The organism is Parabacteroides leei (genome assembly GCF_023369805.1).
Lineage (GTDB): Bacteria > Bacteroidota > Bacteroidia > Bacteroidales > Tannerellaceae > Parabacteroides > Parabacteroides leei.
The window spans coordinates 67993-94116 of sequence record NZ_JAMBQG010000018.1 but is presented as its reverse complement, the minus strand read 5'-3'; the positions used below and the strand labels follow the sequence as shown (position 1 = coordinate 94116).

24 protein-coding genes and 1 pseudogene are annotated in these 26124 nt (G+C 43.4%); 4 read left to right on the top strand and 21 right to left on the bottom strand.

What is annotated here, in order from left to right:
* Positions 1 to 121 precede the first annotated feature (121 nt).
* Positions 122 to 481: a BlaI/MecI/CopY family transcriptional regulator gene (locus M1P97_RS20970; RefSeq protein ID WP_075558849.1), complete on the top strand. Its 360-nt coding sequence runs from the start codon at positions 122 to 124 to the stop codon at positions 479 to 481.
* A 16-nt stretch (positions 482 to 497) separates the two neighbouring features.
* A complete protein-coding gene (locus M1P97_RS20965; RefSeq protein WP_249390112.1) occupies positions 498 to 1826 on the top strand; it encodes a M56 family metallopeptidase in 1329 nt (442 codons plus the stop codon).
* Positions 1827 to 1963: 137 nt separating this feature from the next.
* Here the strand turns inward: M1P97_RS20965 and mutL are convergent, their stop codons facing one another.
* The 11 genes from mutL to tig all read right to left on the bottom strand — a co-directional run bounded on the left by mutL (position 1964) and on the right by tig (position 17096).
* Positions 1964 to 3859, bottom strand: coding sequence for a DNA mismatch repair endonuclease MutL (gene mutL / locus M1P97_RS20960; protein ID WP_195373294.1), 1896 nt, complete (start codon positions 3857 to 3859; stop codon positions 1964 to 1966).
* On the bottom strand, positions 3856 to 4161 hold the full coding sequence (locus M1P97_RS20955; protein ID WP_075558852.1) for a hypothetical protein: 306 nt from the start codon (positions 4159 to 4161) through the stop codon (positions 3856 to 3858). Before M1P97_RS20955 ends, mutL begins: the two co-directional genes overlap by 4 nt.
* A 25-nt stretch (positions 4162 to 4186) precedes the next feature.
* The gene (locus tag M1P97_RS20950; protein ID WP_195373295.1) at positions 4187 to 5815 is read right to left on the bottom strand and encodes an OstA-like protein; all 1629 of its coding nucleotides are present in this window, start codon (positions 5813 to 5815) and stop codon (positions 4187 to 4189) included.
* The gene (locus M1P97_RS20945; protein WP_195373296.1) at positions 5812 to 7176 is read right to left on the bottom strand and encodes a peptidylprolyl isomerase; all 1365 of its coding nucleotides are present in this window, start codon (positions 7174 to 7176) and stop codon (positions 5812 to 5814) included. Before M1P97_RS20945 ends, M1P97_RS20950 begins: the two co-directional genes overlap by 4 nt.
* Before the next feature lie 22 nt (positions 7177 to 7198).
* Positions 7199 to 8053, bottom strand: coding sequence for a peptidyl-prolyl cis-trans isomerase (locus tag M1P97_RS20940; RefSeq protein ID WP_195373297.1), 855 nt, complete (start codon positions 8051 to 8053; stop codon positions 7199 to 7201).
* 13 nt (positions 8054 to 8066) lie between these two features.
* Positions 8067 to 9653 carry a peptidylprolyl isomerase gene (locus M1P97_RS20935; protein WP_195373298.1) on the bottom strand — a complete coding sequence of 529 codons (1587 nt, stop codon included), beginning with the start codon at positions 9651 to 9653 and terminating at the stop codon, positions 8067 to 8069.
* A gap of 109 nt (positions 9654 to 9762) precedes the next feature.
* Entirely contained in the window at positions 9763 to 11238 is a 1476-nt protein-coding gene (gene guaB, locus M1P97_RS20930; protein WP_129732048.1) for an IMP dehydrogenase, read from the bottom strand.
* Between the two features lie 141 nt (positions 11239 to 11379).
* Positions 11380 to 13560: a DNA helicase RecQ gene (recQ, locus tag M1P97_RS20925; RefSeq protein WP_195373299.1), complete on the bottom strand. Its 2181-nt coding sequence runs from the start codon at positions 13558 to 13560 to the stop codon at positions 11380 to 11382.
* A 30-nt stretch (positions 13561 to 13590) separates the two neighbouring features.
* The gene (gene clpX / locus M1P97_RS20920) at positions 13591 to 14820 is read right to left on the bottom strand and encodes an ATP-dependent Clp protease ATP-binding subunit ClpX (protein WP_195373300.1); all 1230 of its coding nucleotides are present in this window, start codon (positions 14818 to 14820) and stop codon (positions 13591 to 13593) included.
* Between the two features lie 62 nt (positions 14821 to 14882).
* Positions 14883 to 15554 (bottom strand): ATP-dependent Clp endopeptidase proteolytic subunit ClpP, encoded by a 672-nt coding sequence (clpP, locus tag M1P97_RS20915; protein ID WP_195373301.1) that lies wholly within the window; start codon positions 15552 to 15554, stop codon positions 14883 to 14885.
* Positions 15555 to 15743: 189 nt separating this feature from the next.
* Positions 15744 to 17096, bottom strand: coding sequence for a trigger factor (gene tig / locus M1P97_RS20910; protein WP_195373302.1), 1353 nt, complete (start codon positions 17094 to 17096; stop codon positions 15744 to 15746).
* Positions 17097 to 17345: 249 nt separating this feature from the next.
* Between tig and M1P97_RS20905 the strand changes: the two genes are divergently transcribed.
* Positions 17346 to 17591, top strand: a complete 246-nt coding sequence (locus M1P97_RS20905) for an RNA recognition motif domain-containing protein (RefSeq protein WP_075558862.1) — start codon at positions 17346 to 17348, stop codon at positions 17589 to 17591.
* A gap of 69 nt (positions 17592 to 17660) precedes the next feature.
* The gene (locus tag M1P97_RS20900; protein ID WP_249390111.1) at positions 17661 to 18548 is read left to right on the top strand and encodes a CPBP family intramembrane glutamic endopeptidase; all 888 of its coding nucleotides are present in this window, start codon (positions 17661 to 17663) and stop codon (positions 18546 to 18548) included.
* Here the strand turns inward: M1P97_RS20900 and lptB are convergent.
* From lptB to M1P97_RS20850, 10 genes and pseudogenes are all read right to left on the bottom strand, one after another.
* Positions 18545 to 19297, bottom strand: a complete 753-nt coding sequence (lptB, locus tag M1P97_RS20895) for an LPS export ABC transporter ATP-binding protein (RefSeq protein ID WP_075558864.1) — start codon at positions 19295 to 19297, stop codon at positions 18545 to 18547. The two genes, M1P97_RS20900 and lptB, sit on opposite strands and share 4 nt — an antisense overlap.
* Before the next feature lie 59 nt (positions 19298 to 19356).
* Complete coding sequence (locus M1P97_RS20890; protein ID WP_249390110.1) at positions 19357 to 20277, bottom strand: endonuclease/exonuclease/phosphatase family protein; 921 nt, start codon at positions 20275 to 20277, stop codon at positions 19357 to 19359.
* Between the two features lie 113 nt (positions 20278 to 20390).
* Positions 20391 to 20834, bottom strand: coding sequence for a hypothetical protein (locus M1P97_RS20885; RefSeq protein WP_249390109.1), 444 nt, complete (start codon positions 20832 to 20834; stop codon positions 20391 to 20393).
* Entirely contained in the window at positions 20831 to 21310 is a 480-nt protein-coding gene (locus M1P97_RS20880; RefSeq protein ID WP_249390108.1) for a D-Ala-D-Ala carboxypeptidase family metallohydrolase, read from the bottom strand. Before M1P97_RS20880 ends, M1P97_RS20885 begins: the two co-directional genes overlap by 4 nt.
* Entirely contained in the window at positions 21297 to 21500 is a 204-nt protein-coding gene (locus M1P97_RS20875; protein WP_249390107.1) for a hypothetical protein, read from the bottom strand. Before M1P97_RS20875 ends, M1P97_RS20880 begins: the two co-directional genes overlap by 14 nt.
* Positions 21501 to 21512: 12 nt before the next feature.
* Complete coding sequence (locus tag M1P97_RS20870) at positions 21513 to 21959, bottom strand: HU family DNA-binding protein (RefSeq protein WP_249390106.1); 447 nt, start codon at positions 21957 to 21959, stop codon at positions 21513 to 21515.
* A 174-nt stretch (positions 21960 to 22133) separates the two neighbouring features.
* On the bottom strand, positions 22134 to 22592 hold the full coding sequence (locus tag M1P97_RS20865) for a hypothetical protein (protein WP_249390105.1): 459 nt from the start codon (positions 22590 to 22592) through the stop codon (positions 22134 to 22136).
* Between the two features lie 73 nt (positions 22593 to 22665).
* Positions 22666 to 23043, bottom strand: a pseudogene (locus M1P97_RS20860) (HlyD family efflux transporter periplasmic adaptor subunit); the annotation flags it as partial.
* 23 nt (positions 23044 to 23066) lie between these two features.
* Complete coding sequence (locus M1P97_RS20855) at positions 23067 to 23864, bottom strand: HlyD family secretion protein (RefSeq protein WP_249390103.1); 798 nt, start codon at positions 23862 to 23864, stop codon at positions 23067 to 23069.
* Positions 23865 to 23929: 65 nt separating this feature from the next.
* Positions 23930 to 26122 carry a peptidase domain-containing ABC transporter gene (locus M1P97_RS20850; RefSeq protein WP_249390102.1) on the bottom strand — a complete coding sequence of 731 codons (2193 nt, stop codon included), beginning with the start codon at positions 26120 to 26122 and terminating at the stop codon, positions 23930 to 23932.
* Between the last annotated feature and the right edge of the window lie 2 nt (positions 26123 to 26124).

Genomic DNA, 26124 nt, shown 5'->3' with positions numbered 1-26124 from the left:
TATACACCTTGCTTTCTCTTTTCTAGTTAACAATATTTATCAATAAAAAGAATCACCATCTACTTAAATTAAGTAGATTTGCGAAAAGATAGTAGATTAAAATTCAAATAATTAAAGAGACATGGAGAGACTGACTGCACAAGAAGAAGACATTATGCTCTATATTTGGAGACTAGGTCCCTGCTTTATCCGGGATATACTGAACGAGATGCCTGAGCCCCGTCCGCCTTATACGAGCGTGGCCTCTGTGATCCGTAACCTGGAAAAGAAGAAATATGTCACACCGAAGAAGTTCGGAACCATCACAAGGTTCTCTCCCAAGGTGAAAGAGGCTGACTACAAGCGTACTTTCATGTCGAACGTCGTAGAGAATTACTTCACCGGCTCTTACAAAGAGATGGTATCCTTTTTTGTCCGCAACCGTAAACTGACGAAAAGCGACTTGCAGGACCTTATGAACCAGATAGAAAACGAAGAATAGATAAAAACGAATCCATATGGAAACATCGATACTGGCCTATTTCCTGAAGGTGAATCTGGCGTTGGCAATCCTTTATATCTGCTACCGCCTGTTATTCCGGGATGATACCTTTTTCCGCTTGCGGAGAGGTGTATTGCTTTCTGTCTACCTGATTGCATTCCTCTATCCATTATTGGATATCAGTATCTGGTTATCCTCCCGTGAAAGCATGACAGAAATAGTGAACTACTATTCTACGATCCTTCCACAGAAAACGGCGGCCATTACGGATGATACGTCTCTCCTTGCAAAATCGAACCGGCAGATGATGATAGAAAGCGCTTTGTTTCTGGTCTATCTGACAGGAGTATGCCTATTGTTCTTCCGTTGTATCGTGGAATTGGTCATGGTGGTCAGACGCCGGTTCAGAAGTCCTGAACGAGAGATCAGCGGGACAACTATTCACATATTACCCGCAGGGGAAGAACCTTATTCCTTCTTCGGCTGGATATTCGTTTCACCGGATTCACACACTCCGCAAGCGCTGGAAGAGATACTGGTGCATGAGAATACCCATGTCCGCCAGTTTCATTCGGCCGATGTAGTTCTCGCAGAGCTCGTATGTATCCTATATTGGATCAACCCCTTTGCCTGGTTATTGAAAAAAGAGATCAGTAGCAACCATGAATACCTGGCAGACGAACAGGTGATGCTTGCCGGATATAATAAGAAAGAATATCAGTACCATCTGATCGGACTGGAACATCCCGATATGGCTATAGCAAAACTATATAACAATTTCAGTGTCTTACCATTAAAAAAGAGAATTACTATGTTAAACAAAAAAAGAACCGGCAGGGTTGGGAAAGTAAAGTACCTGACACTGCTACCGCTGGCAGCCGGCTTATTGCTGCTCAACAACATCGACGCAATGGCACGGATCATGAACCGGCAGGCGACTGTTCCCGCCCCCGCACAACAGACAGAGGTTGTATCTGCACCGGAAACAACTCCTGCAGAAGTAGCAGTACCGCTGCCACCGCAGGACGACAAAGTATATGAGGTGGTAGATGTGATGCCGGAATTTCCCGGAGGGCAAAACGAACTGCTAAAATATCTGGCAAGGAATATCAAATATCCGGAAGAATCAGTAAAGAATAAAGAAGAAGGTAGAGTTTCACTCACTTTCATTGTCAACAAAGACGGCAGTATCTCGGACGTCAAGGTAGTAAGAAACGCAACTCCGGCATTGGATGCAGAGGCGATACGGATAGTCAAAAGCATGCCAAACTGGACTCCTGGAAAAGAAAAAGGCAAAGATGTTCGGGTAGCTTATACTGTCCCAGTAACCTTCAGGCTTCAATAAATAGCCGATTAAACATATTATTCCCTTTTTGAGACAGACACAAAAAAGGCATGAAACTTTCCCTAATGCTAGCAGGCGATCAGAAAAGTAACATGCCCATAGCCCTTCTCAAAAAGGGATATTTTTTAATATTCCGTCTACTTAAACCGCTTCTCCAACTCCTCGTCGGTCAACATCGAAACGATCGTTTTCCCGTCGGGTGTCAGGTTCGAATCCGGACAGGAGAAAAGAGTGGCGATCAAATGATCCATCTCATCGGCAGACATCACTTTCCCCGGACGAATGGCAGCAGCTTTTGCTAGTGCCAACGCGATCGACTCACAAATCTCCTCGTGCACTTCACAGCCCGTTTCTATGGCACGGCTGACAATATCCTTTATCAAAACGACCTGATCCACATTTTCCAGGCCGGCCGGTAAGCCATTGATTGCATAGCTGTTATTCCCCAGGTTGGAGAGATCGAAACCGATAAAACGCATATCTTCCAGCAACACAGGCAAAACGGCAGCCTCGGCCGCGGTAAACTCGATAATTTCCGGGAAAAGCACCTGCTGGGAGGCTCCTTTCTGCTGACGGATATTATTCAGATACTGGTCGAACAGGATGCGGACATGTGCCCGGTATTGATCGATCAATGCCAATCCCGACTTGAGCGAAGTAATGATATAACGTCCTTTGTACTGATAACAAGGGGTAGTTGTGTCAGCAAACAAAGCCTCGTCACCGGCAACCACCTTAACGGGGTCCGGTGTCTCCACCTCCTCCGTATCCAATACTTCACCCATCATTTCCAGGTCCTTGCGTACGGCATCCCGGTCACTTTCAAACCCCTGATAGAGTTGAGACCAGTCGAACTCCTGCTTTTTTGAAGAAGGGGACGAGGATGACGAGGGCGAATACGAAGACGACGAAGAGCTCTTGAAAGGATTGTATCCGGAGTCGAGTTGCACAGTAGGAGACTTAAAAACATCCGCTTCCCTGACAGGGTTATAGACCGGTATGTCGATTGCATCCTCCACATCGAAGTCGATGGTAGGAATGGCACTCGATTTGGCCAGTGCCTCACGGGTAGCAGCCATCAGTATCTGCCAGATAGGCTGTTCGTTCTCGAATTTAATCTCAGTCTTGGTCGGATGGATATTTACATCGATCGTAGAAGGATCAAGCGTGAAATAGATAAAATAGTTGGGTTGTTCGCCGGGAGGGATCAACTGTTCATAAGCCTGCATGACCGCCTTATGAAAATATGGATGTTTCATGAAACGTCCGTTCACGAAAAAGTATTGCAGTGCCCCGCGCTTTTTGGCAGAATCGGGACGGCCTACAAAACCGGAAATAGTGACCAACGAGCTTTGTGCATCCACAGAAAGCAACTTCTGGTTCAGGTTCTTGCCGTAAACGTTTATAATACGCTGACGCAAACCGGATTCCGGCAAATTAAATATCTCGGTATCATTATGATTCAGCCCCAAAGCCACCTGAGGGTTCACCAATGCGATCCGTTCGAACTCATTGATTATATTACGAAACTCCGTCTCGTTCGATTTCAGGAATTTACGCCGGGCAGGTACATTAAAGAACAGATTCTTTATAGAGAAAATACTACCTTCCGTACAGGCGTCCGGTTCGATATCCTGTAAGGTGGAACCTGCCATCGAAAGCTTCGTACCGAGTTCGGCACCTTGCAGCCGGGTACGCAATTCCACATGGGCTACTGCTGCGATCGAAGCGAGGGCCTCTCCACGGAACCCCATTGTATGGAGCGAAAAGAGGTCGTCGGCAGAAGAGATCTTAGAGGTGGCATGCCGTTCGAATGCCATACGGGCATCGGTTTCAGACATACCTTTCCCGTCATCGACCACCTGGATCAATGTACGCCCTGCATCCTTGATGTTCACCTGGATGTGACCGGCTCCTGCATCTATCGCATTTTCAACCAGTTCCTTTACAACGGAAGCAGGCCGTTGAATAACTTCACCGGCCGCTATCTGATTGGCTATACTATCTGGTAATAAATGAATTATATCGCTCATGACCAGAACAAATACCAGAATAATGCACCCAGAACCGCAATTGCAACAATGAGCTTAACGCTCTTATATGTACGGCTACGTGCATTGTCCCCTCTGTCAAGGCTTTTCTTCAGGTGCGAAGTACCTTCAACAAAGGTTCCTTTTATCTGAGGTTTATATTCTTCCAGTGACTCCTCCACTCCCATCTCGCGTTTTATCTTACGCACACGTTCCTCCATAGCCTCTCTGTGGGGATCCCAGTAAATCGGCTTATGGTCGTATTGACGGGGCTTACGCATATTATAAAATGAGAAAAGTGCCATAACTTAACAAATTTAATAGTGAATTCTATTCCTCATGTTTGAATTTATTGTCACCTCTAACCGGTGCGTCTTCCACCTTCTTCTTCACCACAGTGTATATATCATCTTTGTTTTTCGGACGCAGGTAGTCATACCAATAAAAATCCTTCAGTGTTTTCTGTTCCGGCTTCAGGTCGGGTATCGGTGTCAGGTTACCCAGTGGGGTCGGCCATATCTTAAGCTTTTCGAGCTTATTCTCTTTTACCCAGATCGTAAGGAAACCACTCTTGGTTTCATTCAAACCGATCTTGGCTCCATCGCTTTCCAACGGGTAATAGATCGATTCCGCATTTCCCTCCACATCAATCTGCCGGACAGCCTGACCTTCAAAGTAAGCTTTGAGGTCGTTCCCTTTCAGTTGATTATAATAAGTCGAATCGAGATGCTGCACCGCAAACGCAAACTGTATGACATGTGCATATTCGATCGTACTGTCATTCATAAAAATCTCTATCGTATCTCCGTACAACTGATACTGTTCGTTCCACAAAACCGGATTATCATACATATATAATACGGAATCACGGGTATTGAACTGCATCGAATCGCAAACGCCCTGCATATCGGTACGATAGAAACGTACCCCATGAAAAGCCTTTATCTCACGGGCCGTCGAATCGAGTGTCGACATTTCAAGAGTATCGGCATGCAGATATAAGGTATCTCCCTGCGAATATTCCAGAAAACGGGCACTGTCGGTAGCAAAAGCGTACTCCGTCCGTTCATTATAATAACCGTACTGCCCTTCCAATGTAACCTTTTGTGCCGTATCTACCAGGCACATATTTCCAAATGCTTCCCCAAAACCGGCATCCTGATTATACGAGATAGAATCGCCGATCAATACCCTGTCTCCCGAATAGACCTCGGAACGGTCAAGCAGTAAGGATGTATTTGTTTCCGTATTGTACCATCCACGGGAAGAATGAATCGTTCCACTGTCTGATACAATAATAGAAGGCCCTAATATCGTTGCTATTTTCGACTCTGTATCGTAATGGAGCGTATCCGAATACAATGTAAAATTAGGATTCTCCAAACGTACGCTATCGTTAAATATCGCCAGCTTCGTACCCGGAGAGTATTGTCCATAGAATGATGAAAGTTGATTCAGCGAGTCGACGATCAGACCACCATCAAAATAATATCCGATATCCGGAATACGCTCATAGTTCAGGCTATCGGTAAAAAGCGTTACCTGCCCGTTCTCCATACGGACGTTTTCACGCAGGTAAGCGATCTGGGTATCTCCGTCATAAAACAGATAGTTACCATACACAAACAGGGTGTCGCCCTGTTCCATCCTCACATTGCTGAAAGCTTCCAGTGAGTTGGTTGTCTCAAAAAAGTAAGCACTGTCACAATACATATATGAACTATCGTGACGGAAGCACACATCTCCTTGCAGAAACTGTGCATCCGCTTTCATCACTTCCTTATCATAAGACACCGTATCGGCATGCAACAGATAGACCAGCGTTTTTTTGGTGGTGGCAGTATCGACAGGCTGTGTTTCTCCTTGTCTGACGGGAATAGAATCCTGCGTTTGTGCAAAGACACAAACCGTCAGTAAACAGAATAGACCTGTAAGAAAAAACTTATTTACAATTTTCATTCTTTCACCCAACCCGGAAACTTGAAGTCACAGTTACGCCATCCTTCCGAAATACGTACATAAGTCGTTTTTTGTTTCTTCAGGATCCAGTCATTCAATAATTCTTCTCTTTTTTGCTGTTCCACCAGGTTCTTCATTGCCTGGAAGTCGTCTGAAAGATTTGCTTTATGTTGTTCAGTACGTGACTTCAACTTGACAATAGCTACTACCTCTTTCTGTTTGTCGGATATCATGGTAAACGGTTTGGAGATATCTCCTACCTGCATGTTATAAACGACTTTACCCACTTCCTGCGGAAGTTCCTGCATTTCGAACTTAGGCGTACCGAAGTTATTCCCTTCATGGTTCTGATTCACCATCAACCCTTTGTTGTTACGGGTATCCTTATCGTACGAAACGAATGTGGCAGCTTCTTCAAACGAGAACTTGTCTGCCTTCAAGTCGGTATATAAAGAGTCCATGCGGACAGTTGCCTCTGTCAATTCCTTTTCCGATACTTTCGGCTTCAACAGGATATGGCGGCAATTGATACGGTTACCGCGTTTCTCGATCAGCTGAATGATATGGTAACCATACTCGGTCTGAACGATCTGTGATACACGCTTCGGATCAGACAGGTTGAAAGCGACATTGGCAAACTCCGGTAGCAAGTCAGTCTTGCTCATAAAACCCAGTTCACCACCTCTGGCAGCCGAACCCGGATCTTCCGAATACAAGCGGGCCAATGTAGAAAATTCCATCTTACCACTGTTGATCTGCTCAGTGAAATCACGCAGGCGGGCTTTGATAGCATCAGTCACTTCGAACGGTATCTTCGGTTCGAAAGTAATGATCTGCACTTCCACTGTTGTCGGGATAGTCGGCAGACTGTCTTTCGACAACTGGTTATAGAACTTACGGATCTCGGACGGAGTCAGCTTGATCTCACCGATCAGTTTCCGCTTCATCTCCTCGGTAACCTGTTGTTCACGGATCATATCCTTACGTTCATCCTTGATCTGTGAGATTTTCTTTCCGAAATATTCTTCTACTTTTTCTCTCGATCCGATCTGGTTGATCGCCCAGTTGACCCACTGGTCTGCAGCCTGGATAATCTGTCCTTCACCAACTTCGATACTGTCGATCTTCGCCTGGTTCAGATACAGCTTCTGTATTGCCATCTGCTCCGGAATCACACAATAGGGATCACCGTCCAGACGCTGACCTTCGTTTTGCATATACAAACGCTGCGTCTCTATGTCTGAACGTAAAATAGCATCATCCCCTACCACCCACACAATTTCATCAATCACATTATCCTGTGCCATTGCCACACAAGATAAGCAGGCAAGAAAGAATACAGTTAAAATCTTTTTCATCATATCTACCTTTATAAGTTACAAATTACGGTTCTGTATAAAATTTCACATCACCTCCTCTGACTGCATCATTATATAATTCTTCTTCAAACGTCTTCAAAAAATCCACTTTCCGCTGGTTGATAAGCATTTCCGTGATCTGCGGACTTGCATAATCGTATGGAGCGACACTTCCTACAGAAAGATACTCCTTGATATTCAGCAGATAGCAATAACTACTATCAGCTACTTCCACAAACTTGTTCGCTTTCAGATAAGCGTTCGGATCAGACACATGGACGGGGAGATTGTCCATCACCTCGTCAAAGTCCACCCATTTGTCGTAAAAGTAGTCATAAATAGTGGCATTTTGCACACTATACTTCTCAATTTTTTCCAAAGAGGTCTCAGAAGTCGATTTATACCACCCTTTTACATCAGAAAGACCGGGAGCATCCACCGGTATCTTCAGGAAAAGACCTTTGATCAGGGCCTTATCAAGTGTAAACTTTTTCTGATTCTCTTCATAATAGTTCAGCTTATCGCTCTCGCGGATATTAGCCGACAACTTTTCTTTTATCAATCGTTCCTGATAACGGTAACGGATCAGCGAATGGCGGTATTCTTCCACGAGCTTGTCAACCTCTTCCTTCTCGTTTCCGAGGTTCCGCTGAGCGACTTCATAAACCAGAGCATCCTTCACCCATTTCTTTACAAAGCTTTCGGCTAACAACAAACTATCCGCAGAGGATATCCCCCGCGGAATCAGACTAACCACTTCCGAACGTTTCAACGTCCGGTCCTTCACTCTTACCAGTACATCCGCATCGTTGGTTTGCTGGGTCCGTTTACAAGAACACAGCAAAGATACGAATGCTATAAAAATGAAGCAATACTTCATAACCTTCTCTTTCTTATTTCTTTAGTTTTTTCAACAATTTCCAATTAATAGTAACAGGATACTCTTTATTCAGCTGCTTCACCCATTCCTCTTCCAGCGTGGCTTGCTCTGCAGCCGGTTTACTCCAGATCTTCTCATTACTAATATTGAATAACAAAATGCCATCACGATATTCCTGCATCAAATGCGTGAACTCGGGATGCTTTGTCACCAGGTTTTTACGCTCTGCAGTCGTAACGATATCACGGATGAATAGATCATACACTTCCTGCATGAAGTCTCCTGCATATGTTTTTGTGGAGAACGGGCAACGCTGTATATAGTAGGCGAACTCGCTCTGCGGGAAATCGGTATCTGCCAGGTGGAACAAGGTCTTGTTCATATCCTTTGCTTTTTCATAAAACTCCTTGTCTGTCGGGAAGTTATCATTGCAAAGAGCAACCAGTTCCGCATAGGCTTCCGGATAGAATTTATATCCGTATTCTTTCTTCAAACGTTCGTCGAATGCTTTATAATATTCAAAATTACGTTCCCCCTGTGCCATTATTTTCGACCAGGATTTTTTCTTTTCTTCAAAAGAAGGAATGCCATTCTTTCCGATTAGTTTGATAATATGATAACCGAAACGTGTTTTTACCGGCTGTGACAACTCGCCCGGAGTAGTCAGGGCAAATGCCGCCTTCTCGAACGGTTCAACCATTTCGCCTACACCGAACCAGGGTAACTCTCCCCCTTTTCTTGCAGACGCACCGTCGGAAGAATATTCTTGCGCCAACTCACCGAAGTCGGCTCCGTTTTGTGCTTTTTTATAAACTTCGTCCGCCAACGCGAGTGTTTCACTTTCGCTACGCGTTACCGAATCCTTTTGGAACGGGATCAGGACATGAGCGACATGGCGCATACCCGGATTAGGTTTCCGGCTAAGCAGTTTTATGATATGAAATCCGAGGGTAGTACGTACAGGCATCGATAACTCACCCGGCTGCATGGAATAGACTGCGTTTTCAAACGCTTTTATCGTCTGCATCGGCAACAGGCAACGGGTATATTCATAACCGGTATTTTCAGGATCTTCCTCTTTCAGCTCACGACCGACAGCTGCGATATCTTCTCCTCCCTTAATACGCCGGTATGCTTTCAGGGCTTTCTCATATACAGCCACTGTATCTTTCGAAACGGTGTGTTCCGGCAAACGGAACAGGATATGACTTAATTCCATCACTTCCCCCAGTCGTTCGTATTCTACACGAACTGCCGCTTCTTCACCATCCTTATCAGATAAATAACTTGAAGTCAATTGTGCGCGGTATCCCTCCAACTCATCTGTGAATTCTTTTGTCTTATCCATCCTGGCGGTCTCTGCATCGGTAACCTTCAGTTTGAAGTTCTTATACAGTTCCACATAATTTTCCAGCGACTTACGATCTGCCAAATTTACTTCACCGTTCTTCTTAGCCATAAAAACAAATTCCGCAAGAGGGACCTGCTTACCGGCCACAGTCATCACTACAGAGTCAGGCAAATTACGCGCTTCTCCTGTTAAACAAGCGAATACCAAAGATAATACAAGTAACTTTTTCATCAAAAATCTGTTTATCATACTACGTAGACATTACAAAAATAACACTAATCTAACGGACAACATCCTTAAAAAGTATGCTATCGAATTAAATTAGTGTTTTTTATATAACGGGGATTATCCGCATTTATTATTCGCCGCGGCTATAATTGGGTGCTTCCTGTGTAATGGCCACATCATGCGGGTGGCTCTCCTGCACACCGGCATTCGTGATACGGGTAAATTTAGCTTTATGCAACTCATCAATATTATGAGCTCCGCAATATCCCATACCGGCACGCAGACCACCTACCATCTGATAGATCACTTCAAATAAAGATCCTTTATAAGGAACACGGGCTGCAATTCCTTCCGGAACCAACTTCTTCACATCATCTTCCACATCCTGGAAATAACGGTCTTTCGAACCTTTCTGCATAGCTTCCAGCGATCCCATGCCACGATACGATTTAAACTTACGTCCGTTAAAGATAATTGTTTCACCCGGCGACTCTTCCACACCGGCTAACAGGGAACCCATCATAACAGATGATCCACCGGCAGCAATTGCCTTTACAATATCTCCCGAATAGCGAAGTCCGCCATCGGCAATTAAAGGAATGCCTGTTCCATCCAATGCTTTCGCCACGTCATAGATAGCCGACAACTGGGGCACACCCACTCCGGCAATCACACGGGTTGTACAAATCGAGCCCGGTCCGATACCCACTTTAACGGCATCGGCACCGGCATCTGCCAGATATCTGGCTGCATCTCCGGTAGCAATGTTACCTACCACACAATCGATACCCGGATATTGGGCTTTGATCTGTTTCAGGACATCCACCACTCCTTTGGAATGACCGTGAGCCGTATCGATAACCAATGCATCGGCACCGGCTTCAACCAGGGCAGCTACACGTTCGAATGTATTAAACGTCACACCCACTCCGGCTGCTACGCGCAAACGCCCTTTGGCATCCTTGCAAGCAGAAGGTTTATCTTTCGCTTTTGTTATATCTTTATAGGTAACAAGCCCTATCAGTTTATTGTGACTGTCCACAACCGGCAGTTTTTCGATCTTATGCCTCTGAAGGATCTGGGCGGCAGCTTCCAGGTCGGTAGACTGATCAGTCACCACCAGGTTCTCTTTCGTCATCACCTCATCGATCGAACGGTTCATATCTCTTTCGAAACGCAGGTCACGGTTGGTAACGATACCTACCAGATAACCGCCTTCGTCTACCACAGGTATACCGCCGATCTTGTATTCCGCCATCATAGCCAACGCATCGGCCACACGCTTTCCTTTCGTGATCGTCACAGGATCATAAATCATTCCGTTCTCTGCACGCTTAACGCTTTGAACTTGCTTGGCCTGTTCTGCGATCGTCATGTTTTTATGAATAACGCCGATACCGCCTTCGCGGGCAATAGCAATAGCCATCTTTGCCTCGGTAACCGTGTCCATGGCCGCCGATACCATCGGAATATTCAATGTAATGTTTCGTGAAAACTTTGTCGAGAGGTCGACATTTCGGGGAAGAACTTCTGAGTAAGCAGGGATCAACAATACATCATCGAATGTTAATCCGTCCATAACTAACCTGTCTGCAATAAATGACATAAAACGTATGCTTTAAAAATTATTGCGCGCAAATATACGATTTTTCCGGAAACTATGCAACGATAAAAACAAAAATGGCCCTCTCCCCTAAAGTAAACAGGGAGAAAGCCATTTTTATTCCTGACGAAGACGGCTAATAAATCAATTGGCCATTTCCGACAAAAATTTAATGCGGACCAGACGGATCTCTTCTTCGGTATAGTCGTTACCCAGTTCTTCGATCGCATCTTCCAGGTCATCGGTTTCAGAATCTTTGAAGTATTCATAGATATCTTCAATGTGATCTTCATCCATGACATCATTCACAAAGTAATCGATATTAATACGGGTCCCGGAATAGACGATCGCTTCGATCTCGTCGAGCAGTTCGTTAAATTCAAGCCCATTGGTCAATGCGATCTCATCCAGAGCCACCTTGCGGTCGATACGCTGAATGATAGACACTTTCAGTTTCGACTTATTGGCAACCGTACGTACACGCAGGTCTTCCGGTCGCTCGATTTCATTTTCTTCTACGTGTTTTTTGATCAGCGTAATAAATTCCTGACCATAGCGTTTTGCTTTTCCGGCACCTACACCCGGAATGTTCTGCAATTCATCCAATGTTACCGGATAAGTGGTAGCCATAGCTTCCAGCGACGGGTCCTGGAATATGACGAAAGGAGGTACTTCCAAACGTTTGGACAGCTTCTTCCGTAAATCCTTCATCATAGAGTACAGAATCGGATCGACCGCACAAGTTGCTCCACCACGTACAGGAACTTCTTCCTCTTCTTCTTCAAACTCGTTATCTTTCGTTATCTTGAACGATACAGGTTTCTTCATGAAATCTTTTCCTTTCGGAGAGATTTTCAACAAACCATAGTTTTCGATATCCTTTGTCAGATAACCGGCGATCAACGCCTGGCGAATAACAGCGTTCCATGTCTTCTCATCTTCATCCGTACCGGAGCTGAAGACTTCCAGTTCATTGTGTTTGTAAGATTGAATTTCGGAGGTCTCGTTTCCGACCAACATATTGACAATATAGTCTGCCTTAAATTTTTCTTTTAAAGTACTTATCACTTCAAGTACTGCACTCAACAATTCTTTCGCTTCCACTTGCTTTTGGGGGTTCAAACAATTATCACAATTTCCACAATTTTCTTCCAGGTACTCTTCACCGAAGTAATGCAACAGAACCTTGCGGCGGCATACGGATGTCTCTGCATAAGCAGCCGTTTCAAGCAACAACTGTTTACCGATCTCCTGCTCCGCAACAGGTTTGCCCTGCATAAATTTCTCCAGCTTCTGCAAGTCTTTGTATGCATAAAATGCAATACACTGCCCTTCACCGCCATCACGGCCGGCACGTCCTGTTTCCTGGTAATAACCTTCGAGGCTCTTGGGGATGTCATAATGAATCACATAACGCACATCCGGCTTGTCAATACCCATACCGAATGCGATAGTAGCTACAATAACGTCTGCTTTCTCCATCAGAAACGCATCCTGATTTCCCGACCGTTGCCCTGAATCCATTCCGGCATGATAGGGAAGCGCCTTGATTCCGTTTGCTTTCAGAATATCGGCAAACTCTTCCACCTTCTTGCGGCTCAAACAATAGACAATACCCGATTTACCTTCGTTGGCTTTAATATACTTAATAATCTCGCGGTCAATATTCGGACCTTTCGGACGAATCTCGTAATATAAATTAGAACGGTTAAAAGAGGATTTGAAAACTGAAGCATCTATCATACCCAGGTTCTTCTGGATATCATGTTGTACTTTCGGAGTAGCAGTTGCCGTAAGCGCTATCAACGGACGTTTTCCTATCTCATTAATAATAGGACGTATCCGACGATATTCGGGACGGAAATCATGTCCCCATTCAGAGATACAATGTGCTTCGTCTACTGCATAGAATGAAATATTCACATTGCGCAGGAAATCTACATTTTCTTCCTTTGTCAACGACTCGGGAGCAACGTACAATAATTTCGTGCGGCCTGCCATTATATCCGCCTTCACCTGGTCGATAGCCGACTTATTCAGTGAAGAGTTAATAAAATGAGCTACTCCATCTTCCTCACTGAAATTACGCATGGCATCCACCTGGTTTTTCATCAGGGCAATCAAAGGAGATATAACGATTGCCGTACCTTCCATTATAACAGAAGGCAACTGGTAACAGAGGGACTTACCTCCACCGGTCGGCATCAATACAAAAGTATCGTTTCCGGCCAGCACATTTTCAATAATAGCTTTCTGATTCCCCTTGAAGGTATCAAAACCAAAATGAGTCTTTAAATGCTCAGTTAAACTATCCTTCTTCGCCATACTTATTTATATTTTACAAACCGCCGGCATTTACGCTATCTGCAAACGGTTTACATCTGATTTTTCAAACTTCTCCTTCGCATACTCCAATGTAACATGAAGTTTCTTTTTCTTTTCTGAAGGCATGCTGAACATAGCATCCATCATAATAGCTTCAACGATTGAACGCAAGCCACGTGCACCCAGCTTAAATTCCAAAGCCTTATCTACAATATACTCGTAGACATCCTCATCGAACGACAGCTTGATGGAATCCATCTCAAACAATTTTATATATTGTTTGATAATAGAATTCTTCGGTTCTGTTAGAATACTGCGAAGCGTACTCCGGTCGAGCGGGTTCAGATAAGTCAGAATAGGCAGACGGCCAATAATCTCAGGTATCAGTCCGAACGACTTCAGATCGGTCGGCGTAATATACTTCAGGAAATTATTCCGGTCCACCTGAGCTGTATCTTTGCTGGCCGAATAGCCGACAACACGCGTATTCAGACGCTGTGCGATCTTCTTTTCGATGCCGTCGAATGCGCCACCACAGACAAAGAGGATATTTTTTGTATCCACCGCTATCATTTTCTGTTCAGGATGCTTTCTTCCACCCTGGGGTGGTACGTTGACGATCGACCCCTCCAGTAATTTCAATAACCCCTGCTGTACTCCTTCTCCACTTACATCACGGGTTATAGACGGATTATCACTTTTACGTGCAATCTTATCTATCTCATCAATAAAAACGATACCCCTTTGGGCTGCGTCTACATCATAATCAGCTGCCTGTAACAGGCGGGTCAGGATACTTTCGATATCTTCTCCCACATAACCGGCTTCAGTAAGCACCGTCGCATCCACGATTGCAAACGGAACATGCAACAATTTTGCAATTGTCCGCGCCAGCAAGGTTTTGCCTGTGCCGGTGGCTCCGACCATAATTATATTAGACTTCTCGATCTCCACATCATCCGAGGTAACTTTCTGAAGCAACCGTTTGTAATGGTTATAAACCGAAACGGAAAGATAACGCTTTGCGTCATCCTGACCAATTACATATTGATCCAGAAATGTTTTTATATCCTCAGGTTTCGGTAGTTCTGTCTGCTCAAGTCCTAAAGCACTTTTCTTTGAAGGTTGTTGCTCTTTTACAATTTCGTACGCTTGCTGTGCACATTCATCACAGATAGCACCGGATATCCCATTTATCAGCATGTTGACGTCCCGACTGCTCCGTCCGCAAAACGTACAAAAGTCGCCTGTTTTGGCCATAGAATATTTGTTTTTTGGATTGTCAAAAAAGACAAGGCATAAAAGCCTTGTCTATGTTGTTGTTATTTCTTCTTTTCACGGACCAGGATTTCATCTACCATACCATAGGCTTTCGCTTCTTCGGCAGTCATCCAGTAGTCGCGATCGCTATCACGTTCTACTTCTTCGTAAGGTTTACCTGAATGGTCAGAAATAATAGTGTACAGCTCCTTCTTCACTTTCAGGATTTCACGAGCTGTGATCTCGATATCCGAAGCCTGTCCCTGTACACCGCCCAGAGGTTGGTGAATCATCACACGTGAATGCGGAAGGGCCATACGTTTGCCTTTCGTACCGGCAACAAGCAATACTGCTGCAAAAGAAGCAGCCATACCTGTACAGATTGTAGACACATCGCATCCGATAAACTGCATGGTATCGTAAATACCATAGCCCGCATAAACGGAGCCGCCCGGTGAATTAATATAGATAGATATATCTTTGCCGGGATCGCTTGAATCCAGATATAATAATTGCGCCTGGATCACGTTAGCCGAATAGTCATCGACCTGTGTTCCCAGGAAGATGATGCGGTCCATCATCAAGCGGGAAAATACGTCCATCTGCGCAACATTCAGCTGACGTTCTTCGATAATTGTCGGAGAAATGTAACTGCTGGTGATATTCATATAACTATCCAGCGCATTACTGTTCATCCGCAAATGTTTCGTTGCATACTTTCTAAAATCGTCCATAATCTACTTTTTTTATATTACCGGAAGTCATAAAAAAAGGGATTCCCCTCTGACTTATCGGAATAACAAAGTTATAAATAAATTTCTGAAAGAAACAACTTATTTGCTATCCGGTAAGAGTTTTTTTAGAGAGAAAACCCTTTTTCTTGTTAAAACCATAGTGTTTACTATGGTTTCTGAAGGATAATATTATTCAAAGAGCTTGTTGAATTCGTCAACTGAAACTTCTTTTACATCCAGTTCCACCTGTCCTTTCAACCATGCAGCCAGTTTTTCTTCTACCGCGCGGTCGATAATATTCTGCAAAGTCTGCTTATTTTTCAACATATCTTTGGCATAGTTAGCCAATACCTCTTCAGGGACAGAAAGCATACCATACTGTGCAAACTGAGCTTGCGCTACACGTTTCGCGAAGTTTTCGATATCTGCATCTTCCACTTTCAGATTGTTGGTCTTCACCAGATTTTCTTTGATCAACTGATATTTCAGGTCTTCGATAATCTTTGGGAAATCTTCTTCTACCTTTTCAGCTGTAGTATTTTCGTTTGTAGCTACCAACCAGCGTTTCAGCATATCGTCGGCAAACTTCAGTTCACCGGCTTTCTGAACCAGAACTTCGCGTGCATCCAGCAGGAATTTATAGTCACTCTGAGGAGTGAACTGGTCTGTCAATGCTTCTTTGATCTTGTTCTTGAATTCTTCTTCGCTGTTCACAACGCCTTCACCAAATACTTTATCGAACAATTCCTGGTTCAGTTCAGCATTTTTGTGACGGGTAATTTCTGTAATTTCAAAGCTGAAATCGCCAGTGATACCGGCAACAGCTTCTTTGTCGACTTTCAGGAATGAAGAGATTTCTGCTTCAGCACCTTCATAAGCCTTATTCGGGTTGAATACGATTACAGAGTTAACTTTAGCACCTACAAATTTAGCTTTTTCAGCTTCATCCTTCATGTATGCCGGCATCAGTACAGCGTCTTCAACAACGATACCGCCTTCTTTCGGAGAACCGTTTTCAAGTTCAGCAACAGTACCCTTAACCATATCTTTCTCTTCTACTTCGTCTACTTTGTCATAAGTACCGAAGTTAGATGTATAAGCATCGATCTGCTGGCTCATCATTTCTTCATCGATATCGACCTGATAGTAGGGAAGTTTGTCATTTTTGCTCAGTTCAATATTGATCTCAGGAGCTATAGCTATATCGAAACAGAATTCGAAATCTTCCTGTGTATCAAAATTAATGGGCTGTTGTTCTGATTCGTTTGGCATCGGTTCACCCAATATGTTCAATTTGCTTTCGCGGATATAGTTGTACAACTTATCAGAAACCAACTTGTTTACTTCTTCAACCAGTACATGTTTTCCATACATCTTCTTTACCATACCCATCGGCACCATTCCCTTACGGAAACCCGGTACATTTGCTTTCTGACGGAAGTTGCGCAGGCTCTTTTCAACCTGTTCAGCGTAGTCAGCCTTCACTATTTCTAATTTCACAATACCGCTTACGGCATCAATGTTCTTAAGCGAAACGTTCATTCTGAATGATTTATTTAATTAATAGTCGTATCGAATTTTAGGCTGCAAAATTAGAGTTATTCTTTTAATCTCGCAAATTGTTTACCTAAATTGTTATAAGCAAGCCTAATTTAGACACATATTATTTTTTTTATCGCAAAATGTTGTTTATCTAAAATTATTGTATTCCTTTGTAAAGTGAAAGGATCGAAAACTCCGGTTTACTACTTTCATAAGTAACAATTTTATTTTTTAATTATTTCTATTTTTATGAACATTTACATTGGTAACCTGAACTATCGTGTTCGGGAAGAAGATTTGAAACAAGTAATGGAAGAATACGGAGTTGTAGATTCTGTAAAGATCATCATCGACCGTGAAACCGGAAAATCTAAAGGTTTTGCATTCGTAGAAATGCCGGACGATGCCGCTGCGAAGAAGGCTATCGCCGAATTGAACGAAGCAGAATATGAAGGCCGCCAGATGGTAGTAAAAGAAGCCAGACCAAGAATGTAATCTGCAACTTCCTGGAAGAAATAAAAACTTCTGCTATCTTTGGCAGAAGTTTTTTTATATACTGTATCTATGGAATTAAAAGGTATATATGCCGGAAAGCCGGCGACGTTTCAATTATTACTCCTGTTACTCTGTCTTTTACTCGGAGGTATCTTTTCATCTTTGATCGGAACGGGAGGTCTTTATCTGTTGTACGGCGCGTACAGCAATCCCATGCAACATCCGGAAGCCATGCGGCTGATGCAATTGATCTCTGCCATTGGAACATTTTTATTTCCTTCACTTGCGGTAGCCTGGTTATGTAGTCTGGATCCGAAGGAATATCTGTGGATAAAAAAAAGTCCGTCTAACAAAATTCTGCTCCTGGTATTTGCCAGCATGTTCCTGATATCGCCGGCCATCACCCTGACGGCTCTTTTGAATAAACAGATGGTTCTCCCCTCTTTTATGGCTCCGGTCGAAAACTGGATGAAAGCGCAGGAAGCACTTGCCGAACAACTGACCAATACACTTTTAGCTGGCGACGGCCTGATGAATATTTTAGCCAACCTGTTGGTTATCGCCGCCGTGGCCGGTATTACGGAAGAATTCCTTTTCCGTGGTGCTCTGCAACGGATTATTGGAAAATGGACCTCGAACCACCACATTGTTATATGGACTGCCGCAATTATATTCAGTGCTTTCCACATGCAGTTCTATGGTTTCCTACCCCGCATGTTGCTGGGTGCTTATTTTGGATATCTGTTATATTGGAGTAGAAATATATGGATTCCGGTTTTCGCACATTTTGTCAATAACGCTTTCGCCGTCATCAGCATGTCGGATGCTCGCCTGAAAGAGAACGAATTTATCACGGGAGAGATTTCAGATACAAACCTGTTGCCGTACTCAGCACTGGCAGTCGTAACCTTATTGTTATTCTACCTTTGTATCCAACAGATCAGAAGAATGCTCTAAAGATCCTTCTTTCTTAATACGAAGTCCTTACCCAGATACTTTTCACGTACGATCTCATTTTCAGCCAACTGTTCCGCTGTACCCTGGAAAAGCACCTTTCCTTCGAACAAGAGATAAGCACGGTCGCAGATACTGAGGGTTTCGTATACGTTATGGTCGGTAATGAGGATACCGATATTCTTATGTTTCAGCTTGGCAACAATCGTCTGGATGTCCTGTACGGCAATCGGGTCTACACCGGCAAACGGTTCATCGAGCATGATAAACTTTGGGTCGATAGCCAGACAGCGGGCAATCTCAGCACGACGACGCTCACCTCCGGACAACTGGTCCCCCAGATTCTTCCTTACCTTATGTAAGCCGAATTCAGCGATCAGGCTCTCCAGCTTCTCCTTCTGGTATTCGGGAGTAGTATCCGTCATTTCCAATACGGAACGGATGTTATCCTCCACAGTCATCTTACGGAAGATAGAAGCTTCCTGAGCCAGATAACCGATACCGTTACGGGCACGCTTATAAACGGGGAACTTGGTTATTTCCATATCATTCAGGAATATCTTCCCCTCATTAGGAGTTACCAGCCCTACAGTCATATAGAATGTAGTCGTTTTCCCCGCTCCATTGGGACCGAGTAATCCTACAATCTCACCTTGTTTCACATTTATGGAAACATGGTTCACCACCGTACGTGTTCTATATTTCTTCACCAGGTCCTCCGTGCGGAGCACCATCTGTTGTTCGTCTGCCATATCCTACTAATTTACGGGTACAAAGAAACGCAATTAATTAGTTTTCCACAATACTATTATCATTTCTTAATCTCCACGACAATCATTACAGGGAAATGGTCCGACGGAGTACGGGCCTTATATTTGCTTAATGACACTTCTTTGGGGAAGTTCCCGTTCTGCTCCTTTTGGGCACTCTCTGCGACTTCCGAACGATAGGTATCAGTTAATATCCCGTACTTTTTCACATCAAATTCTTTCGTCAGGAAAATATGATCGATACGGCTTTCTGTCTTCCGGTCCGTATGGAAACCGTTAAAAGTACCATTAGGGGCGTAACGGAAATCTGCTATTTCATAAGCATCGCGCATAACACCGGAACCATCCAGTAATTTATAAGATTCACTGTTCTGGTCTACATTAAAATCACCGGTCAGGACAGCCGGTAACTTTTTAGGAAATTCTTTGATCTTCTTCAATATCAATTTGGCACTCTCCGCACGGGCCTGTACTCCCACATGATCCATATGTAAGTTAAAGAACAAGAAAGTAAAACCAGTCTGTTTATCCCGAAACTCACCCCAGGTACAGATACGGGGAAGAACGGCATCCCATCCTTTATTTGGACGGTCCGTTATCTCGGACAACCAGAAATCCCCATGTTCCAGCACTTCGAACTTATCCGTACAATAAAAGATCGCAGAGTGTTCACCTGCCTGTTTTCCGTCATCACGTCCGATACCGATATATTCATACCCCGGCATAGCCTTTTTCAACTCCTGCAACTGGGGGTATAATCCTTCCTGTGTACCGAATATTTCAAAACCGTGGAATTGCACCAACTGAGCTATATACGGATAACGTTGTCCCCAACCATCCCCATTCGTAGAATCGCCATTGTTGGCATACCTCAGATTATAAGAACCAACCACTATTGTTTCCGCCTGTAGAGTAAACAAGACACAAAAAATAAAAACAAAAGAATAAATGATCTTTTTCATGGGTTATATAATTAACGAATGCAAGGTAAAGTTTTATTTTCAAAAGTTCAAATGAAAAAGTGATTTAATCATTTCTTATGCTTTATCAACATGATAACCGGATTATCCTCCGATTACTTAATCCTCCATTTTTTCCATAACCTGTAAACAAAAGGAAGCAAAAACAAAACCAATATCCACTTAACATCAGACTTCGGTTCATATTTTACAATCGTATCTTCAACCGACATCTCCATATTCATTACACTCCTCGTATCCGCAGTTATCCTTGCAGAAAGCACTTCTGCAGAATCCCTTACGCCCCATTCTTCCGTAGCATACACAACACGTTCCACATGTTGTTTCCCCGAACTATCCGGCGAAGAAAAAGAAATCTCTTTCAACCGGGAACTACCTCGTAACTGTGTTCCCCGGTTATAATGCAAACAGGATGTATCCAGCCGGGTATACACCATTGAATCCTTATACGCAGAAAATAACTCTCTACTTCCGGAATTACGTGTTGCACAGCTGGATAATCCCGCCATCACTAAAAACAAATAAAGGACAACTCTCATTTGATAATTACCTGACGACGATTCTTACCTGTTAACTTCAAAGACAGATGAATAAACCCACGACGACGATAATAAATCGCCTGATCGAAATTCAACCGGCTTTCTTGTAAAGCTTCCAGCAAACGGCAACTTCCGAATGTATAAATATCAGCCGCTTCCCCTACCATATGCTGCGAATTAACAACACCACCCACCAAACGATTCAGTTCTTCACTACGATATCCACTGGAAATATGCATTCCTGTAGGACAGTTCGCATATTCCCGAAGCGGTTCCAATAATTTTCTAACCAGATTTCTAATAGCTTTTTGCGCTGCAGGAGGTGGTGTATTATCCAGTCCCTGTTCTATAGCCACTGCACTATAAGAAAATTCCCCCATGTAAAAATGATCACTGATCCAATCCGGATGGTTTCTTCTCCATTTCCTTTGTTCGAACGTCAAACATTCCTCTACTGCATACTCACAACTTTTCATTTTTTCTAATTTTATATGAATAATCTACTCCAAACAAGGCTCCGGCAAACGTACTTATCTCACCAAAAGCCACTAACACGCTATTATGTATTTCCCCGGCCGGAGCCACCCAAAAACCGGAAAAGATCAGAGTAAGACCGGCTGCACAAAGCAGCACGGCCATCACCAGTTGGATATTCATCCTTTTCATCGTTCGATAGTTTTACTCGATAACAGGACGATCATCCTCTCCACCGCCGGGATTTTCAGTCTTTTCCTTCTCCGGTACAATCAATGAATAGTCCATCGTCTTTTTAGTTTCACGCAAATCAAAGCCGGGAGTGAAAACAATTTTAGGAGCACGGATCATTGAGGCATTAAACTTCTTCGTATCTTCCACACCTTCACTACCAACGGTAATACGAAAATTACCAAACTCACCCAACTGGACGATACGCCCATCCTGCAATTCCAGATCCAGAATATAATTCAAGTTATCCAGTACAGCTTTCACATCAGCACTCGAAACTGTGCTTCGTGCAGCAATCAACTTACACAAACGACGTAAATCCGTATACCCTGTACTCTTCGAAACCGCATAATACAATTTCTTCGATTCTTTGTTTCCCGGTTCCGACGGACGCAAAACCAATTTGTAACCTTGTGCCATAATTAAAAATATTTTAAATGAATAATTAAGTACACCGCAAAGGTATGACAGCAGAAAAAGGGCAAAAAGCAACAGAAGCTTACACGTATATGGTGATTTTCAATTTCAAAGAGTCTACAGCCCAGCAACCATTACACTCCCGTTGCTTTTCGGAAATCTAAACTTTTAACATCTTTATTCTATTACAATCTTTTCAAATAGTTCATACAAGTCATCCGTATCTGCTCTTGCATATCGGATTTTATCCGATAGATACTTCACTTTCAGATCTACATTAAATCCGAGCTTAACAGCGAATGCCAAATTCGTATAAGATGTTTTACGTTTTTTATCCGGTCGTTCCAAAAGATTCAAAATACGGATAAACAATGCTTCATCCTTCACGTCGTAAAGAAACTCTCCTAAGACAGTGTCATTGCGCACAAAATCGATAAAACGCTGACGTTCACTTTTAATCAGACTAACAAAAAAATCACGATACGCCGGACTCAGTTTTCTCCAATCAGAAAAAGCCAAAGCAAAGGAATCTTTATAAAAGGTCTCCTTTTCCTCCGGCAACAAATTATCCACATGTTTTTGATAAGTACAAACGGCTGGTTGGGCACCCAGCAATGCCATTAATAAATTTCTCATAATGTTCTGAGAAGGCTGATTACTCCTTCCAGCCCAAAGCCACTAAACAAGATAGCGGGGTCTATTAATAGAATTAGAACCCTTCTTTCAGAATCTTCTTCAGTGGTTGGAAGAAGCGTTCTATCAAACGTAAATCATCGGTTACAATTTCAGCTGTGGCTTTCATCTCATGAGAGACAGGCAAATTCTTTCCAAAATTGGTGGTCAGTCCGTCCGGGAAGGCAATCTCCACCATATAATTGTCTTCCGCAGGGACCAACGATATTGTCGCAACTTCCCCGTTTACAATACCAAACTCCTGGTCAGGATAGTTCAAAAACCGCACAATGACCCGCTGGCCGGCTTTCACCTTTCCTGACCGTTGTACCGGCAGTGAAGCCCGTCCTAATAATTGTACATCCCCGTCAGGAACAACCGTAAACACCTCTTCACCGGAAGTTACAAACTGATTTTCGTTCCAGTACTTTGTAAACGTCATTTGCCCTTCTCTTTCTCAGCCTGTTGCAATTGCAAATCCAGCAAATTTTCCTCCAACTGTCCGATCTGTATCTTCAAATTCTCCAGCGTAGCATTAGCTCCTTCCAGCGAATAGCGACTCTGGAGCCAGGCGGTTTTTGCAATCTCATACTCGGAAGGAGCGAGCACCTGACGAATAAAAAGTAAAGAATCCCGCTCATATTGTTGACAAGCTATTCCATATTGCTCCTTCGTCACTTGCTGCTGTCGTTGCTGATTCTGATAATAAACCTGATATTTATTGATTTGTCGCTGTGTAGAAGCTATCTTTTGAGGATAATAATTCAATTCTTTATAATTCTTGTATTCATGCAAGCTACCCAATACATCTATATAAGCCGACTGCATTTCACCTAAAGCAAACTCCTTCCCCGAAAGTAAAAAAAAGGCCAGGCTATCCGGAATAGATGAATAAATTTGCAAAATACATTTCAATTGGCTGACATCTGCCGTTGAAGCCGGATTCTGTATAACTCCCAGTAGCATTCCCGGAATAACCTTTTCTCCCTCGGCTACGTTCAACTGACTGATCTTTCCTGACGTGCGTGCCACAATCCGTGCTACAGGATGATGGCTTGTTAACGTCATATCCGTTATAATCACATCCGGATATTTAAAGAAATAGCTACCCACCAGAAGCGCCAGCACCACGATAAACAATAACGTGATCCCCCACCGCACAATCCAGGCCGGGATCTGTCCCATTACCTCCTGCACTTCCTCACTGCGTAATTCTATATCTTTCCCTTCTTTCATCTTTTATTAATAGTATCCAATAGTAACTTTTCCCCTCTCCGAGAGGGGGCAGGGGGTGTGTTATCTTATCCCCCAAGTTCCAACTGATTCTTTACCAACCGATAATAAACACCCCTCCGTGCCGCCAGTACCTCATGAGTACCTTCCTCTACAACCCGTCCTTTATCCAGAACAACTATATTATCCGCATCCTTCACCGTGCTCAATCGATGAGCCACGACAACCACTGTACGTCCTTTATAAAACTGATGCAAATGTTCCATAATCTCCCGTTCATTATTCGCATCCAAGGCATTCGTCGCTTCATCCAGAAAAATAAACTCCGGATTCTTATACACTGCCCGTGCAATCAGGATTCGTTGCCGTTGTCCCTGGCTTACCCCATTTCCTTCCATACCTATCTTCGTATTATAACCGAGTGGCAGCGAGTCGATAAAATCTCGGATATTAGCCACTGTTACCGCATGCAACAGCCTTTCCTTATCAATCACCTCTGCGCCGACAGCAATATTCTTTGCTATCGAATCCGAAAAGATAAATCCATCCTGCATTACACATCCTGTATGCGCACGCCATACATGCGGATTAATATTCTTCAAAAGTTGATCGCCCACTTTGATGCTCCCCTTATTCGGATCATAAAATCCAAGCAGTAACTTTATCAATGTCGTCTTTCCACTACCGCTTGCTCCTACGATAGCCGTTACTTTATGTTGTGGAATCGTCAACTCAACATGATCCAACACATACTCCCGATCTGCTCCGTCATAACTAAAGCTTAAATCCTCAATACGTAAAGTTCTGTTCTCCGGCAGAAGGTTAACTTTCATTGATAATGTTTGTTCCTCATCTTCCCGCTGGTGAATCTCCCCCAAACGCTCAAGGCTGATCTTCGCATCCTGAAACGAACGGGCAAAGCCAATAAACTGCTCTATCGGAGCAGTCAACTGCCCCACAATATAGGTGAGCGACATCATCATACCTAGAGTCATCTCACCGAAAACAACAGCCCGGGCGGCGAGAAAGGAGATAAGGATATTGGTGGTTTGGTTAAAAAACACCGACCCGAGTTGTTGATATTGCCCTAAAGCTAATCCTTTTATACTAATCTTAAACAATTTGACTTGAATACGTTCCCATTCCCAGCGTTTCTCCGTTTCACAGTTATTCAGTTTGATTTCCTGCATACCGGTGATCAATTGAAACAAATTACTCTGTTCGCCGGCAGCTTGTGCAAATCTTTTGATATCCAATTCACGTCGATACTTCATAAAAGCCAGTATCCAGGCAACATACAACCCATTTCCAAACAAAAAAAGTCCCAGTATCGACAAATCGTAGTATGCCAGGACAAAACCAAATACAATAAAATTGACAAAAGAAAATAATGTACTGATTGAAGAACCCGTCATGAAAGACTCTATTCGGTTATGGTCGCCAATACGCTGCATAATATCACCGACCTTTTTCGTATCGAAAAAATGAAGGGGTAACCGCATCAGTTTCGCCAGAAAATCAGAGATCAAAGCAATATTGATACGGGTATTTACATGCAGTAAAATCCAACTGCGAATAAAATCAACAGATAACCGGGCAATAAAAATAACTAATTGAGCAATCAGAATCAGCGTAATAAAATTCAGGTTATTATCCCGAATACCGGTGTCAACCAAGCTTTGCGTTAGAAATGGCATAATCAGTTGCAGGATACTTGCGGTCAACATTCCTAAAATCAACTGAAAAAGTTCCCGTTTATAGGGAGTTAGATATCGAAAGAAAAAAGATAGTCCTTGTTTCTTACCCTTTATTTCTTCCTCCTGTTCATAAAAGTTCGGCCCGGGTTCAAGAAGCAAAACAGTTCCTGTATCTTTTCCTTCCACCAAAGAACTAAACCAACAACGCTCAAACTCCTCTTTATTATAAACAACCTTTTTACTAGCCGGATCAGCTATACTATATTTTCCTTTTTTTATTTTGTAACATACTACGAAATGGCGCTGGTTCCAATGCAAAACACAAGGAAATGGAACCTCCTTCTCCAACTGCTCCAAAGTAACACGCACCCCCATCGTTCGAAATCCAATTTGCTCCGCAGCATCACTGATACCCAACATCGATACACCTTCGTGCGTGATATAAGCACGTTCGCGCAGATACTGAATTGAATAGGTACGACCATAGTACTTCGCAATCATACGAAGACAAGTGGGACCGCAGTCCATAGCATCCAGTTGATGATAATAAGGGAAAAGATTCATTC